This is a genomic window from Chitinophaga sp. 180180018-3 (assembly GCF_037893185.1).
In the GTDB taxonomy this organism is placed as follows: domain Bacteria; phylum Bacteroidota; class Bacteroidia; order Chitinophagales; family Chitinophagaceae; genus Chitinophaga.
Genome location: NZ_CP140772.1, coordinates 2,639,025 through 2,656,798, shown reverse-complemented (window position 1 = coordinate 2,656,798; position 17,774 = coordinate 2,639,025). Strand labels below are relative to the sequence as shown.

Sequence of the window (17,774 nt, the reverse complement as noted above, 5' to 3'; positions counted from 1 at the left end):
CAAAAACGTGGTAATGCTTATTGTGTTACATTGAATTTTTCATAAAAAAGTTCCTTTTCACCGAACAATCTTTCTGCTACTTTTCCCTGTCTGCGGCAATGTGCAACCAGTTTATCAGATTCAATAATAGGCGTTGATGTGGCGGTATATCTGATACTGCTGATAAATTCAAGCCAGGGCTCCATACCCATGGCGTAAACATATACTTCCTTCGGATCGAAAGCTTCTATCAATGCCTTTCCCCTTTCAAAATTGGAACCGGCAAGACGCCTTGACTGATCATTGATCATGTTCATAGATGTTGTCAGCAGTGGCCCATATAACCAGGTTAGCGGCGCTCCATCACACTCCATCCCCAGGAAAACAACATCTACCTTCCCAATAACTTCTCTGATATGTTGATATAATCGGGGTTCAATGTTACAGGCATCTGCAACAAATAACATTGAAAATTCCCCCGCCCTCACATGATGACACATCTTTGCATGAATATTAAGGTCGCCATGCTCACCTATAAATGGTATCCCGGTTATTGTAATATCTTCAAACTGAATTGATTCTAATTCATGAATTTCCAGTACATTCCTAAATCCCAACTGATTAAACATCAACTTCAGATTGGGATCCTGCAACGACCCTGCGGTAGTGGCAGGTACAACCAGGTTCCTTATTCTATGGCGGATTGGCAGCAAAGTCTCAAATAAAATATGATCCTGATGATTATGGGTGATCAGTACATAATCAATTACATCTGGCAGATCTGCATCTGAAAACCTCGTTCGTTCTACATCATAGCCATAATAACTGATTAGTGGATCTATAAGCAGGCTTACATCTTTTGTTTCTGCCAGTATACAGGCATGTCCGAAGTATCGTATTCTGATTTTATCTCCTTTGTAATGTTTATATACAGGTGGTGGATCTGTTGTAAAGAAAGAAGCAAAAAGTGTTTCATCATCTGGTGCAACACCCAACATCTTCTTTATTCCTTCCGGATCTGCTGCCTGTCGCTTCATTTTCCCAAGTTCATCAATCACCGCGTGAGAGAAAGGAATCTGAAAGTGCAGCGTATCAGTATCATTTTTTAGCCGTGGGGTACTCAATACAAAAGGGCGTTCATCATTGTTTGTTACCCATAGCGCTATACTCTGCGCCAGCGGGTCATATAGCCTGCTGCGATACAATAACGACTCAAAAAGCCGGTATGCCGGATGATTATTTAGATCATATACCAACTCTACATATCCTTTCAGAATTTCCGGCACTAATTCGTACAGATATTCCATGCTATACCCACTTTTATGGCTTTTCAAAAGTTGATCCAACTCCCTGATCGCCGTTGAAAAAGCTATTTGGTATTCTCTTTTCTGATAGGTATCTTCCATTAACTGCCTTACTTCCTCCATTCGTTCAATTTTCACATCCATAAATGGGCCGCCCTTCATTTTAGGAGTTCTGACAGCTGTAGCATGCAATTCAGGCGCTTTCAAAAAAGATTGCATAATCCTCAAGTGCCTGCCGGTTACATTCATTGCAGCAGTGGCTGGCGAGATCAGGTGTGGCCAGGCATACCATTGATCAAACAGGGGCTCCATGACGGTATTAGGTTTTAGATAAACATCCATATGTAATATCATTTTGCAGATATCAGCTCAAAGAAATGTCGGGCAGCACCAGGTTATTTGCTGCAAGGGCTACAAAAATTCCGGCAATCCGGCAATTAATATCTGTCGTAAGTAAAGTAATGATACGTTGCAGATCATGTTGCAGATCTTCTATATCTTTGGTTAAATAAGCCGATCCGTTATATCTGATTTCAAAAATCAATTCATTATTCTTTAATGCTATAAACACAGAAAGGTCATACTCATTTGGATCATAGCTTTCTGTATGCGTAATTTTAAAATCCAAAACCGCCATTTCCTCTTCTATTTCCATTAGCTGGTACTGATTCTCAAAAACAATAACATGGTCAAACAATACACTCCTTCCCGAACGAATATCTCCCAATGGAAAAGTATGATGTTCCATGGATGCTATATCATCATTCAGTAACTGGTGGATTAAATCTCTAAGTGTGAGAGATTCATCTATGATTACTCTTTTGGGGATTGTATTAATAAAAAGCCCAACCATATCACCTACGTCCAATATATTTGGTCTCCCGGACACCACCTGCCCAAATATAATATCGTTCTGGTTGCTCATACGCGACATTAATAGACTCCAGGCAGCCTGAATAAGTGTATAAAGCGTACAATGTTCTTCTTGCGCGATAGCCGTCATTTTTCTGACTACCGTTTCATCGAAATGGCTGGTAACTGATACATCCTTTGGATTACCCGCAACCGGCGTAACTAATCTTTTCTTTAGCAGTGTTTCCGCGGATGTATACCCTTTTATATAATTCTTCCAATATGTTGCTGACTCACTGAAATCCTTCTCCTGCATCCATAGTATATAATCCCGGTAAGAAGGAGGTTCAGGAAGCTCAGGCTGCTGGTTATTGGCGAGCTGATAATAAGCAGCGAGTATCTCGCGGAATAGTATATTCAGGCACCAGCCGTCGAGCAATAGGTGATGATAATACCATATCACTTCGTACTGCGCTATCCCGGTTTTAAAAACAAATACACGCATCAACAAATCCTGCTCAAAATCATATGGACTTCTAATCATGTCTTTCTTAAAGTCATCCATAAACGCAGCTATATTTGCGATTCCGGAAATGTCTTTTTCCTCAAACACCATCTCTTTTTCTTCTGCAATGAGCTGTAGTGGGGAAGACAGCCCACTCATGACAAAATTCGCACGTAGATTCTCATATCTTTTCAATATTAATGAAAAGCATTTTTTAAATACAGAAGGTTGAAAATCTCCATTTATAGAAAACGAAAACTGTGTATTATAGGCAAAAGAATCAGGATTTGACAGTGTATGAAAAAATAATGCCTTTTGCATGGGGGTAAGCGGGTAAATATCCCGGAACACAAATCTTTCAGTCAATGAGGAAAGCTGTTCTTCAGTAAGTTTCTTATATGTAAAGTCACTAGGCGTTCTTTCTGATGTTGTCTTTCCAATGCAATGGTCAATAATATTTATAAGTGCCTGTTTGCAGGATAGTGCCATACTCTCAACTGTTTGCCGGTTAAAGCGATTCCCATTACCAACAATGGTAAAAGAAAGCTGCCCTTTAATATGCATTCCCTGGACATCAAAGTCATAAATCATTGGGTTCTCAGCACTGCTGTTATCCCCCTTACTCTCTGCAGCCGGAACAAACAGCTCATTTTGTACAACATCGTCAAAACCTCCCAGGTAATTAAAACTTATCTGAGGGCGGAGTTGAAAAACAGGATGGTGATTATCCTTTCCCTGCATATATTTCAACAGCCCATATCCCACCCCTTTCGAAGGGATACTTCTCAACTGTTCCTTTATTTCCCGTATTACATTGCCGATATTACAGGAGTTATGACTCCGCAATATGACAGGATATATACTGGTAAACCATCCTATGGTACGACTGATATTAATGTCTGCAGGTATATTCTCCCGGCCATGGCCCTCCATATTGACAGGAAACTGGCCACTGCCAAACAGCTCTCCTAAAGAAATAGCAAGCGCGGATAATAGCAAATCGTTAATCTCCGTACTATAGACACGATTGGCTGTTGTCAGCAACTGCTGAGTATGCACAGTATTGAGAGAAAAAGTTGCTATATACTTATTCACAGGCATCGCATCCCCTAATACATCCGGTGCAATGGATATAAGTTTACTGAGATCCAGCCGCTGCCAGTATTCCAGCTCTTTTTTCATTGCATTACCTGCCGCATAATCCGATAATGCATTGTTCCATACAAGGAAAGCATTTGTTTTGGGTGGAAATATTATTCTTTCTCCTTTTATCGCTTGCAAGTAAGCACTCTCTAAGTCCTCCAGCAATATACGCCACGAAATACCATCCACTAACAAGTGATGGATTACGATCAGCAGGCGGTCGCCGTCATCCATTTTAAAGAGGTGCATTTTTATCAGCGGTCCTGCCGTAAGACTAAAACCCGCCTGTAGTGCCATCGCCTGCTCTTCCATCTGTTCAACCGCATCAGCGATTTGTCGCAGATCACTTACTCCTGGTACGATATTCTTCACGAATGCGGGCTGATGCAAAAAAGGCTGTCCTGATTTATACTTCACCACCATTCTTAGTGCATCATGATGTTCCAGTATACCGGCAAATACGGTCTGTAATGTATATTCATCACATCCATTCCGGATATGCAACAGCAGTGATTGATTATAATGGTGTTGTATAGTGAAATTTTCAAAGAACCAATGTTGCGTTGCATTCAGCACAGCATATCCTTCTACCCTGCCCTGCCCGACATGCTTTTCTACTGGCTGCAACAGCAAAGCCAGATCTGCAGGAACAGGATGATAATATATATCTTTAACACTAACCCTGAATCCCGCTTTCAACAACTTAGCCGAAAGCTGTATGGTTTTGATTGAGTCACCTCCTTTTCTGAAAAAGTTCTCATTTACTCCCATTGTGCCAGTACCAAGTATTTCTGACATTAATCCTATTATAATCTTTTCTTTCTCGCCTGGTGCTACATCCAATGCTCTACTTCCTTCATCATCGGTCAATGGCAACGCATGTTGATCCAGTTTTCCATTAATTGTCAAGGGAAATCTTTCCAGCCGGGTAAAACTTACCGGGACCATGTAGGCAGGTAAAACTGTCAGCAGAAAATCGCTGAGGGCTCCTTCGTCAATTGTACTATCTCCGATATAATAAGCACGGAGAATGGCAGTACCGGATTGTGTTCTATCAACGGCTACCTTCGCCTGTTCTATTCCCGGATACTGCATTAGCTGCATTTCTATTTCTCCCGGTTCAATGCGGTATCCGTTGATCTTTACTTGTTCATCCAAGCGACCCAGGTACTCAATATTACCATCAGCATACATCCTTGCACTGTCTCCTGTTCTGTATATCCTGGCGCCGTCTATAAACGGATCAGCAATAAATTTCTCTTTCGTTTTTTCTTCGGAAGAGATATATCCGGCTGCCACCTGGCTTCCTCCGATATAGATTTCACCCATAGCCCCTACGGGCACCGGTTGCAGTTGTTTATCCAGAATATACAGCCGGCAGTTTGGCGCTGGCCGGCCTATCAGAACACTTCTTCCTTTAGCCACAGTCCGATCATAACGATAAGCAGTGCAGCCAACAGTTGCCTCCGTAGGCCCATACTCGTTATATATTGCAATGTCTCCACCTGATAGCTGATCTATTTCTTCCGCCAGCCACCTGTCAAAGAATTCGCCACCCACTATTACACGTTTTAACCTGGTTGGCCAATAGCCGTGTGCCTTGATTATTCTCAGATGAGAAGGAGTTAATTTAATAATATCTATCTCATTTTCTTCTATTATCCTGCTAAGCATTACTTCATGTTCCCGCTGTACGTATATAAGCAGCCTGCCACCGGTTAGGAGTGGCAGAAAAATGCTGGTGATAGTAAGATCAAAAGAAATGGAGGTAAATAATGGAAATGTTAACCGTTCTCCGGATACATATTGATCGGCCGCCCACGACAGATAGTTATTGATATTACGCCGGCTTACTACTACTCCTTTGGGATAACCTGTAGAACCAGAAGTATAAATAATGTAGGCTGGGGCATCCTGCGAAACTTCTGTGTACTTCAGCATAGCATCTTCCCCAAATTCACCAATCACTGTTACATCTACCTGCAAGATTGTTTCTGCAATTATTGTTTCCTTATCTCTAACCAGGTTTATATCCGACAAAATCACACTTGCAGCACTATCTGACAGTATAAATGATTTTCGTTTTCCGGGAATCACCGGATCTATTGGCAGGAAGCAGGCCCCCAGTTGAAAAACCGCCAATATACTAATAACTAAATCCAACGACGGCGGTAATATAATGGCCACTACGTTACCCGGACCTACCTGCTTATGTTGCAGATATTGTGCTAACCTGTTTGCCCGGTTATATATCCCGGCGTAGCTCCACTTCTGATCGTCAATCATTACTGCAATGTCGTCACTCGTCACATATTGCTGTAACCTTTCCCAAAGGTTATTTACCGGAAAAATCTGCCCGCAGTTGTTAAGATCATAAATAAGTCTGTATTTTTCCGTTGTTGTAAGGGGTACCAAACCAGCTATTGCCCCTGCAGGTTGTTCTAAACCTGCCTGCAAACACTGCATAAATACAGATATAAATCCTTCCACTGATTCCTGCAAGAATCGATGTTTGTTATAAGACACCTTCAGCTCGAGTATTCCCTTCTGCAGGGAAAAACAAAAAAGTAAGTGATATGGAATATTTCCCAGGTATGTTTCTTCCTGAAGCCCTGTAAATAGTACTACTGTATCCATTATCAGTGGTAAGCCTCTCCTTTCGAGCAGCTGCCAACCCGGATAATTCTGATGCAGTTCCGCTTCAATAACAAGGCGCTTTGTCTGTGATGCCAGTTCACGGAAAGTATGGTCATCATTGACTTCGTTTCTCAGCAAAAGGAAATAGTTAATAAGTTCCTTTGGTTCATCCTGTCTGAAAATGGGTGTTCCTATTAATAATTCCGGTTCATCTGTATATTTCTTCAATAATAGTTGAACACCAGACAACAATAACACGAACAATTGCTCCTGACTGTATGCCGCGGCCTTCAACAATGCGGCTGTTAGCTCACTCCCCGTAGAAGCTACGATAATTTCATACTCGGGTGTAAGAAGCGAATCGCTATCTGAGGGCAGTACGGCGTAGGTCAACAATCCATCCAGTTTTTTTTCCCAATACTGCTTATCAGCGTATATAATATCGTCCGTAAATGTTAATGCTTCACCAGGCTGCATAGCAATAAATTAAATGGCTAGAGATCAAATTCTTCATTACCCATATTCATTGTACTGAGTTTCGCTTTCCTTTTATCCACCGATAAGCTGATATCTTCAAGTGTAAGATAAAAATTGGCAGTTGTTTGCTGTATAATTTCTATCAAATGGACCTTTATCTTTTCAATAGTATGCTCATGAAACAAGTTATGTGCATAGGATATTCTGAAACGGGTAGTATTGGTATGCTCAATGGCATCGAGGGATAACTCAAATTTGGTTTCCATGTTGTTCATGAATGCGTATTCCGAAGCGGAGTTGTCGTCTACTTCCTCGAAGCGGTATAACCGATGTGCATGCTGCATTGTAAATACTGTTTTCACCAGGGCGTGGCTGCCTACGCCGCTATGCTGTAAATCCTTCATCAGCCAGTCAAATTCATAATCACTGTTTTCCAGTATTGTTCCTATCTTTTCCTTCATAAAAGAAACATAGTTACAGAAACTTTGTGTTGGTTTGGGATAAGATCTTACCAGTAGCATGTTCACAAAGAAACCTGCTACATTTTCAAGATCAGGATTATTCCTACCGGCTGCCGGAAAGGCGGTCAACAGTTCCTCATTACGACTGTAACGATAAAGCAATACATTATAAACGGTAAACAAATACATGAACAGGGTAAGGTCATGTTCTTTTAGCAATGCAAGTACCTGTTCATTGAGTGTCGGAGGGAGGCTAAAATAAGTAACAGTTCCCGGTCGTTCTTTGTCGCTACCAATGGGAGGATAATCGTAAGGGAGTATGATATCCGGCAATCTGCCTGCCAGCTCATTTTTCCAGAATTTCGCCTGCAAATCAACGCGATTTCGATGAGTCATGCTATTCTTCCAGCGTTCATAATCGCGGTATTGAATCCTTAATGGTGGCAATGCCTGATCGAGTAGCAGCAGACTGAATTCTTCAGATAAAATCCGTTCAGTAACAGCATCATTAATGATATGATGGATTTTTATAAACAGGTTTTTCTTCCCTTTACCGGCAATAATTACCGCTTTCAGCAATGGAGCAACAGACAGGTCAAAAGGTTGCAGAAATTCTTCTTCCAGTTGCTGTTCTTCCATTTCTACCACTTCCAGCTCCAGCTGGTCGTGCACAATTTGAATGGGCTGTTCATTAAAAAGCCGGAAGGACGTTCGCAGACATTCGTGTCTTGCCACCAGCTTATTCAATGCAATGTGGATGCTGTCTATAGATAAACCCGTTACATCCAGTTTCAGGTACATCGTATAGGCCCTGCTATCGGGATGAAGATGTTGTAGAAAATATAATCGCTGCTGAGACGGCGTTAGTGGATAATATGCTTGCTTTTCTCGTGGCCGCAGCTGCTGCAGAAAAGAAGATGGACGGGCTTTTCTGATAGCAGTACTGATACCTGCAATAGTAGGAGTTTTAAAAACTTCGCCCAGGGATAGCCTTACATCAAACTCGCGATGAATACCAGCTATAAGGCTCATTAATTTCAATGAATTTCCACCAGCGTCAAAAAATTTCGTATGTATACTAACAGGTGATTTACCGGAGGATAATATCGCTGACCATATTTTCTGTACCCTAAATTCTTCCTCATTCCGGGGCAGCACATACTCATCGCTGCTTCTTTCCCACACAGGCAGCGCATTTCGATCCAGCTTACCATTTGGCAGTAAGGGCCAGCTGGTAATTTGCAGGAGGCCGACGGGCACCATATATTCCGGTAAAGTCCTGCCAAGGTAGTCTCTGACCACAGCAACAGACAACTGCTTATTCGCTGTATAATACCCCACCAAATCAATCTCTCCATTGTCATCTTTTACCGACAAAACGGCCGCCTGCGAGATGCCGGGGAATCCAATCAACATATTTTCTATCTCGCCCGGCGCTACCCGATTTCCTCTTATCTTCACCTGATTATCTTTCCTTCCTATATATTCCAGGGCACCACTAGCCAGTAAACGGCCGATATCGCCAGTTTTGTAGAGCAAATCATCCGAATCACCGCTATTAAATGGGTTGGGCTGAAAAGTATGTTTATCCAGGCTCCCCTCACGGAAATATCCCAGCGTTCTATAGGGTGTCCGGATATATATATCCCCTGGCACGAGATGCGGAACCGGCTGTTGTCGTTCATCCAGTATAAATACCTGGCTACCGGCGATCGCATTCCCTACCGCAACCTTGTTATTTCCGCCATCGATCCTGCGGATGAAATAGCAGGTCTTAATCATTGTTGTTTCTGTTGGACCGTATAAATTTACCAGCTGAACCTCCTCTGCTGAGTTTTCATACCATTGCCTCAACTCATTGGCTTTTATTTCCTCTCCTGACAGGAGGATGTGTTTCAGCGCTGTAGATCCTTTTTGAAATAATGTTTGCTCGTTTAGTACCCGAAATATACTCGGCACACAATGTAACAGCGTTATCTGCTGTTGTTGTATCCACGACGCCAGCAGCTCCGGATCAAAGAGTAGATTCCTGTCTGGCGGAATACAAATAGTGCCGCCTGTTAGTATAGGAACAAAAATATCACGAAGTATAGCATCGAAGCCTGGGGCTGTCAACTGACTTACCCTACATGAGGCATCCAGCTGCAACCTGGAGGCTTCCCATTCAACAAAATGACAAAGGCTTTCATTCCTGCCTATAATGGCCTTTGGTTTTCCCGTGGAACCGGAAGTAAAGAAAACATACACCGCATCATCCGGGGCGTAGACAATTGAAGGAGGTAACAGTGGAGAAAAAATCGGATTATCCGACCACTTTATCACGCAGAGGTCTGCCATAAACGCAGGAATCCGGGTCTCATCATCTACAATCACGGCGGCTGGCGACACCTCCTGCAACAGTGCTTTTATTCTCTCTGGTGGTAGCTTTTTGTCGATCGGAACAAAAATATGCCCGGCCGTCAGCACTCCGATAACGGCGCTAATAAATCCAATCCTGTCGTCGGTGTATATACCAACAAAGCTCTTATCAGGCAAGCGCATATCCGCCAGGCTGCGGGCAACGGCTGCAGACCGTCCGTTCAGCTCCCGGTAGCTGCATGACTGATCCCCCCATTCAATGGCGATATGATCACTGTAATTTTCGAAGCTATGTGTATACAGTTCCTGTATAGTATTGAATTTCAGCGGCTGTCTTAATGGTTCTGACAACTGCGATACCATCCGTACTTTTTCACCAGCGTCAAACATGTCCAGATCGCTGATAGCCTGATCCCATTTATCTTCCAGCGATGTAAGCACCCGCCTGAAGAACCGGCAGATCGTCTCAACTGTGGCGTGCTCGAATAACCCACGGTTATAACTCATCCCTAAAAACATCCTTTTGCCTATTTCTTTACAGGTCAGGAGCAAATCCACTTTAGCTCCTCTTTTTAATGCCTGGTTCAAGAATACATCTTCCTGATTGGGTTCCGTTTCTGTAAAACCGCTCACAAAATTGAAAACCACGTCAAAAACCGGATTACGGGTATCACTCCATTTTATATTCAATGCTGCAACCAGTTCATTAAAAGGGTATAGGCTATTAGCTTGTGCGGCAAGCATATTGGTTTTCATCTCCATAAAAAAATCACCTACCCGTTTGCTCTGTGACGGGCTGCTGAGAACCGGAAGAAAATTAACAAACATACCAATAACCGCATAGGCGTCCACATGCATTCTTCCTTCCGACAACATGCCGGTAATAACATCTTCCTGCCCACAGATCTTAGCCAGCACAAGATGAAATACGCTGTGTAGCACCATGGCTGGCGTAAGACCATAACTGAAGCGCAGCCGATTGATTATCAACTGTTCAGTATCATCCAGAGAAAACAACACAATGCCCTCCTCCTGACTGGCATTACCACGGGTATAGTTTACGGGGAGCTGCAACAAAGGCAGGTTTCCGTTCAATGCATTTTTCCAGTATTGTCCCTGTTTTTCTATTTCACCACGTACAGCCTCACTTTGCTCCCATTCCGCAAAATCCCTGTATTGCAGGTTAACCGGTGATAACACTTTGCCATTAAGTAGACCCAACAACTCCTTCTCTAATATTTGTTCAGAGGTACCATCACATATAATGTGGTGTAAATCATACAACAGATGTAAACTATATCCATTTCTCACAAGACAAGCCCGGAACAAGGGAGCCTGGGCAAGATTAAATGGCTGCACAAAGTCCATCCTTTGTTCACTGGCAGCTTCTTCCAACGTAAACTTTATACCAGTCTCTATCTGCTGCATGCATGTTTCATCTACCAAATGAAATGAAGTACGAAAACTTTCATGCCTGTCAAACAATTGTTGAATGGCATTTTCAATTGTCTCCCGATCGAGTGAAGGATCCAGCTCAATACGCCCTGGCATGTTGTAGGCGGTATTCAATGTATCCAATTGGCAGGCAAAATAAATGCGGTGCTGCGCAAAGGATATCCTATAATATGCCTTCTCTGGTGCGGGTGCAATAGCTGTAAAATGCTGACTTCGGCCAGACTGTATAAGCACCGCTATTTCTTCTATAGTAGATTGATTAAAAATCTCCTGCAGAGAAATCCTGACATTAAAGACTTTGTGGATCTCTGACATCAACGACATCAGTCTGATGGAGTTTCCACCGGTATCAAAAAAAGTGGTGTTCACACTTATTAATTCGGCCGGCAGATGTAATATTCGGCTCCATAAATCTACAAGCGTTGCTTCAATCGGGCTGCGTGCCGGAATATACTCCACCGCTGTAAAAGTGGGCTCTGGTAATGCCGCTTTGTCTATTTTGCCATTAACAGTCAACGGAAACTGTAACAGCCTGACAAAAAAGGCCGGAACCATATAATCTGCTAACCCTTCTCTGGCATAGTTCCTTACTTCCTGTGGCGTCAGGCAATTGGATATATAGTAACAACATAATTCCTTTTCGTCTACGTGATCTCTTACAATCACCACGCAATTACTGATATCAGGGTTTCTAAGCAGATAATTCTCTACTTCTCCACATGCTACCCGATTACCCCGGATCTTTACCTGGTCATCCTTTCTACCCAGAAAAACGAGATTTCCATCCGGCAGCATATAGCCCAAATCACCAGAATAATATAGCATATCGTCCGGGTCATCATTATAAGGATTAGGAATAAATTTTGATTTATTCAGTTCTTCATCGTTATAATAGCCTAAAGTGCGATAGGGAGTTCTAATATAAATATCGCCTGTAAGCTGTTCATCACAAATCTGCAGTTCCTTATCCATTACGAATACCTGTGTATTACTTATTGCTTTCCCAACAGGAATTCTCACCATATTTACATCTTCAGGCGAAATAAGATAATAGGTTTTTGCCATTGTGACTTCTGTGGCGCCATACAGATTCACTAATCCTATGCGATCCCTGAATATATCGAACCACGACTTCAGCTCGTTTGGTCTGAGTTCTTCGCCTGCCATAATAATGTAACGAAGGCGGGGCAAACTCAATGCAGTTAGTGGGCAGTCTTTCAGTAAACGGAATATGCCAGGTACACAATGTATATGTGTGATGTTGTTATCTTCCAGCCAGTTTATCAACATCTCCTGGTCAAAGATGATATTGTTTTCCTGGGGTATACATAGCGTAGCACCAAAAACAAGCGGAAGAAAAATATCCCGCAGCACGGCATCAAATCCGGCGGCCGAAAACTGGCTCACGCAGGACGTTTCGTCTACATCAAAAGTACCTGCTTCCCATGTAAGAAAATGAGAAAGGCTCTCATTTCTGCCCAGTACTGCCTTAGGTAAACCGCTGGTACCAGAAGTAAAAAAAGTATAAATGGGATCCTGTGGCTGATAGTTACCGGAAAAGATGCTCCCCGTAAAATATTCTCCTGTAGCAACATCAATTTCATTGAACACCTTTTTAGAATCACAGATATCAGCAAACAATTCTTTCTCTCCGGTAAAAATAGCTGTAAAGTCTATCAATCCGGCCAATACTGATATCCGGCCAAATGGTAATAGCGGGTCAATAGGCACAAAAATGCATCCCCGGCTTAAAACCCCTATGATGGCGGCTATAAAACCCAACTTATCTTTTATATGTACTCCAATAAAACTGCCGGCTGCTATAGATTGTTGGTCAATAAAATGCGCGTATTTACCAGCCAGTTTCTCCATTTCAGCATAAGTTATATGCTGCCCCCTATACCTGACAGCGGTATTGCCGGCATATTTATCAAAAGCGTTTTGCAATAATTCCTGGATTGGTTTCATATAATTAAAGCACTGCTGATGCATGATATAATGCAAATATCTTCGGAGACGCAACTATCAGGTTAACGATTGTTGTGTCAGAGGCCATTGTGAAAATTCATTTTTCCATATACGGGAAAGATCATTCTCTACCAATTTCACCAGGTTACTCTCTCTTTCATATTTCTTTTTTATGATGAGCTCATTATGATGGAAGTCTTTTATCTTATCAGAAAAAGGGAGATGATCGGGGTTTGCAAATCGGATGGCGCCAGTGATTGCTCTGAAAGTAATAGTTTTACCCCGGTTGTAATTACTGGGAGAGAAAGGAATATCCAGAATGCCTTCCTGGAAAGCCTTTACAGCACCCCGTGCTACATGTCCCATGCCCATAATCTCAATCACATTCATGATACTGATAACTTCTGCCTCCAACAACTTCATTTCCTCGTTGACTTCCTGCTGGTTGTACTTTACATCACCTGCCTTTTTTATCCCTTCAAATGTTAGTTTCACACCTCTTACATTATCATTTACACTTGGAATTTTGATGGATTCCACGGGCGTTTTCGTCATAATTTTGGTTGCATTTGCACAGGTAGCGGTAACAGCGCTTTCCCGGATAACCTGTTCTGATTTTTCATTATCGGTGGGAAAAGCGGCCATGAACTGATGGAAAACAGTAGTTACCTGACAGTGCCTTAAACCATATTTAAGAAGGTAAACGTTTGTCAGGTTTTCCATTACCGCAAGCGCGGCTATATCCTGCTCTCTATTTCCCTGTTCAGCATATCCAACACTAATACTCCTGATACCTTGTTTGGCCGAAAGTATAGCCTGCACGATATTGATTACAATTGGTATACTTGGCTCAAGCAGTGTGCTGGTAAGCGGGCCAAAGAACTCCCTGTTAATTAAAACATTATGACGATAAAAGTACCTTGCTGCCAACCTGTCTACATACTTCCAATGTGCCAGCGATTTGTGAGGAGGTGTACTTTTATCATATGGAAACAGATAACAAAGAAAAGCGCCTTCCACTCCAGTGGCCCCACCAGCAATACCTATCTCGTAAGTCAACCGGTGATCGGGTGCTCCCCCACGAATCTGGAAAGGTTTATCGAAATTTTCTATGATCTTCTGTACCCCTGTTACTCCATGAACCGGTACAGGAAACCCATTCAACCGCGACTTTCCGCACATAATACTATCCAGCAGCCCTTCCTCTGCCACATGATATAAATTACGCCTGCTGGCTGCATCCAGCTGTACCGATAAAACGGAGATGTTCTGTTCAGATAGTTTCTTAAACAGCGCTATCTGTTGACCAATATCTGCCACACCAGTGCGAGGTTGTACCAATGGAGTTTTTCCATGTTCCTTGTTGTGCCATAGAAGCTGACTAAGATTCTTTACCTTTGCAAGGCTCTTTCTTGCCGCCAGCTCATTTACATCTTTACCTGTCCTGAAACTTAAAAGAACTTCCTTTCTCTCTTTTTCAAATGCTTCTCTTGTAAGGGGATTATCATTAATCAGATCTATACTATAATCAATTTCTTCCTTAAAATAGATATATGATTTAGCTACAGGATGACCTTTGATGTTATAATAACCAATATCTTCTTTCAGACAGATTTTAATTCTATCGAGCCCCACCGGCTTCGGAAAAACCCGGGTAAATCCTTTTTGGAGATAACTACCAATAACTTCATCGTCCGTCTTACTGGTTGAAAGATTCCCACCAATGTACCATATTTTAGGCTCGTCATGAATCATCTTAAAACCAGCCAGCTTTTCGGCAAAATCTTTAAGATAAAGATCCGAATGACCATTCAGACTGGAAACAAATATTATTTCATGGCTATCGGCATGCCTGAAAAAATCGTTGATTGAATTCTGAATGATAAGGCTGGTTACGTGAAATCCTTCTTCCAGTAAAAACCAGTTTAATAAAGTCAATCCCACAGAATGCGCATCATCGCCCAAACCGCCCAGTAAAACTCTAATTTTCATTTTAGAAGATATAAATACGTTTTATGAATAAAACTGCTTCAATACGTAATCTGTCAGCACATCGAAAGCATCTATTAATAATACTTCAACGTGCTGTTGCCTGAGTACCAGCGGAATTTCAGAACAACTAGAGAGGATGGCATCTGCTCCCATAGCGGTGAGCATATGACAGGCCTCTATCAATCTCTTCTGAGGTTCATCTGACACCATGCCGGATTTCACACCTTTATCTCCATAGATGGCCTCCATGAAAAGAGACTCCTGCTCTGTTTGAGGCAAACAGATCACTTCTACACCTATATTCCGGAGTTTCTTATGCCACATCTGTGTTTTGATTACGCCGGTGGTTGCCAGTAATCCGATGGTTTTCACAGCCGGCAAATGTTCCCGTATATGATTAGTTAATACATCAAGTAAGTTGAGGATGGTTGTATAATGCAGTTTTTCCTGCAAAATATCATAGTAATAATGAGCAGTTACACAAGCCATGAGTAAATAGTCTACCTGTAAACTATCCATCATTCTTGCCGATCGTAATATCTCAGGAAAAGGGTCCGGCCCATTGTAAAGAATCCCTCTGGTCCGGTCGGGGATCCGTGCATTATTATGAATGATGATTTCAATATGCTCTGCATCATTTCTTGCGGGGGATTTACTTAAAATGGTATTGTAAAGATTTGCAGAAGCAAAGGAACCCATGCCGCCAATTATACCCAATTTCTTTTCAGTTGGAAACATATCACTAAATAATAAGGGTTAAAAAAAGGGGATATCAGGAGTGATCAGGAAGATCAAATTTGTCCAGCAGTATGCCAAATGTAATGATGACCATCAGCAGGTCTGAGTCAAAAGGGATATTGAGGTAAAAATCGTCCTGACTATATTGCTTTACAAGCGCCTGTACTGCTTCCGGATTAAAATATCCCTGTCGTTTTATGGTATCATATGACAGCAGATCATTGACATATGAAACATTCCTCTTCAGAATATAAGGACTTCCCGGAGCTACAAAGCCAAACTTCTCACGGCTTACTATTTCTGCGGGAATCTCTTTCGATGCGATTTTCTTCAGGATATACTTTTCCTCGAAATCATGTAGTTTAAGATCCGGTGGTATCCGGGCAGCAAATTCGGCGATACGTTTGTCGAGAAATGGATATCTAACCTCCACCGAATTGGCTAAACCCATCCGGTCGCCATGATCTGACAAAAGATGATCTACCAAGCGTAATTTATAGTCGAGATAAGCCCTCTTATGCAACACATGCCGGTTTACAAGGCGGCTATTGTTCACGACAAAATGCTCAAGACAATTAAACTGATCAAATTTCTCTTTTACTCCGGCAGCATACAGGCTACGTTTAATACCGGCTAACTCCGTCTTATTCTTCTCATAAAAAAAATTCTCGTCTCCCCATAACTTCTTACGAATGGCTCTCTCCTGCCAGTTATCTTCAATAGTATCGGCATGCTGTTGTCTGATCTTATCAAATCTGTAACCAACATATCCGGCAAAAAATTCGTCTGCTCCTTCTCCGGAAAGTATTACCCGGTAATCATGATCGTGCACCATTTCGGAAAGTGCCATAGATGCTGTATTATAGCTTTCCTTTATAGGGCATTCACAGAAATAAACTGCATCAGGTAAGCGCGTTGTGATATCGGTATAATTAAACAACTTCTTATAGTGTTTAAGTTGCAGGTGCTGTGCCAGTAAATGCTGATATTTTTCCTCGTTTATATCTTTTTCACCGAAAACAATAGAATACGCATTGGTAACCTGTTTCGGCGATATCGATTTTGCCTTGGCCGCTATCAGTGAAGAATCCAATCCACCACTCAGGTAAAGACCCACAGGTACATCACTGCGCAGGCGTAACCTGATAGCGTCATTGATGAGGTCATTCAATCCGTCGATATAATAGCTTTCATTTTCTACTGATATAGTTTCATCCGACGTAGGATAGATGAGATCCCAATATTCTTCTTCCGTCAATTTATATCCATCGTAACGCAGGAAGTGCCCATTTTTCAAACTTAATATTCCAGCAAAAAGTGTTCTATCACTCACCATTCCCGGAAAGGTGAACACCTGGTCTAAACCTGTCAGATCTACCTTCTTTTTATATTCCGGAAAGACCAGAATTGATTTTATCTCTGAAGCAAATACCAGGTAATTATTTACAACTGTATAATAAAAGGGAGTAATACCAAAATGATCTCTTGCACATAGCAATACTTGTTTCTTCAGATCAAATAAAGCGAATGAAAACTGTCCGTTTAAGTAATCCAGCAATGCGGTACCATATTCCTCGTATAAATGAATGATTACTTCTACATCTGATCCTGTTTTAAACAGATGCCCTTTCGCTATCAGCATCTGCCTGAGTTCAATATAATTGAATATCTCACCATTACAAATCAACACAATAGAATCGTCTTCATTACCAATAGGCTGCATGCCTCCTTTCATATCTATGATGCTAAGCCTCGAAAATCCAAATACAAAATTATCACCATAGTAATAGGCACTGCTATCGGGGCCTCTATGACGCAGTTTTTCTGTCATCGGGGCAATAATAGGAAAATGCTCTTTCCTGCCCTGGTAAGAGAGATCAACAATACCGCAGATACCACACATGA

General features: G+C 42.0%; 6 protein-coding genes. All 6 read right to left on the bottom strand.

The features are described from left to right. Positions 1-17: 17 nt before the first annotated feature. From UNH61_RS10555 to asnB, 6 genes are read right to left on the bottom strand one after another with little or no spacing between them, the layout of a single operon-like run. Entirely contained in the window at positions 18-1,625 is a 1,608-nt protein-coding gene (locus UNH61_RS10555) for an MBL fold metallo-hydrolase (protein ID WP_326992069.1), read from the bottom strand. 22 nt (positions 1,626-1,647) lie between these two features. Next, positions 1,648-6,897, bottom strand: coding sequence for a non-ribosomal peptide synthetase (locus UNH61_RS10550; protein WP_326992068.1), 5,250 nt, complete (start codon positions 6,895-6,897; stop codon positions 1,648-1,650). A 17-nt stretch (positions 6,898-6,914) separates the two neighbouring features. After that, positions 6,915-13,139, bottom strand: coding sequence for a non-ribosomal peptide synthetase (locus tag UNH61_RS10545; RefSeq protein WP_326992067.1), 6,225 nt, complete (start codon positions 13,137-13,139; stop codon positions 6,915-6,917). A 57-nt stretch (positions 13,140-13,196) separates the two neighbouring features. After that, positions 13,197-15,131, bottom strand: coding sequence for a methylaspartate mutase subunit E (locus UNH61_RS10540; protein ID WP_326992066.1), 1,935 nt, complete (start codon positions 15,129-15,131; stop codon positions 13,197-13,199). Between the two features lie 21 nt (positions 15,132-15,152). After that, the gene (locus tag UNH61_RS10535; RefSeq protein WP_326992065.1) at positions 15,153-15,869 is read right to left on the bottom strand and encodes an amino acid racemase; all 717 of its coding nucleotides are present in this window, start codon (positions 15,867-15,869) and stop codon (positions 15,153-15,155) included. A gap of 34 nt (positions 15,870-15,903) precedes the next feature. After that, entirely contained in the window at positions 15,904-17,772 is a 1,869-nt protein-coding gene (gene asnB, locus UNH61_RS10530) for an asparagine synthase (glutamine-hydrolyzing) (protein WP_326992064.1), read from the bottom strand. Positions 17,773-17,774 lie beyond the last annotated feature (2 nt).

What these genes read in the sequence shown, in the direction of transcription:
- UNH61_RS10555 (WP_326992069.1), bottom strand. Translation starts at nt 1,625, where the DNA reads ATGGATGTTTATCTAAAACCTAATACCGTCATGGAGCCCCTGTTTGAT.
- UNH61_RS10550 (WP_326992068.1), bottom strand. Translation starts at nt 6,897, where the DNA reads ATGCAGCCTGGTGAAGCATTAACATTTACGGACGATATTATATACGCT.
- UNH61_RS10545 (WP_326992067.1), bottom strand. Translation starts at nt 13,139, where the DNA reads ATGAAACCAATCCAGGAATTATTGCAAAACGCTTTTGATAAATATGCC.
- UNH61_RS10540 (WP_326992066.1), bottom strand. Translation starts at nt 15,131, where the DNA reads ATGAAAATTAGAGTTTTACTGGGCGGTTTGGGCGATGATGCGCATTCT.
- UNH61_RS10535 (WP_326992065.1), bottom strand. Translation starts at nt 15,869, where the DNA reads ATGTTTCCAACTGAAAAGAAATTGGGTATAATTGGCGGCATGGGTTCC.
- asnB (WP_326992064.1), bottom strand. Translation starts at nt 17,772, where the DNA reads ATGTGTGGTATCTGCGGTATTGTTGATCTCTCTTACCAGGGCAGGAAA.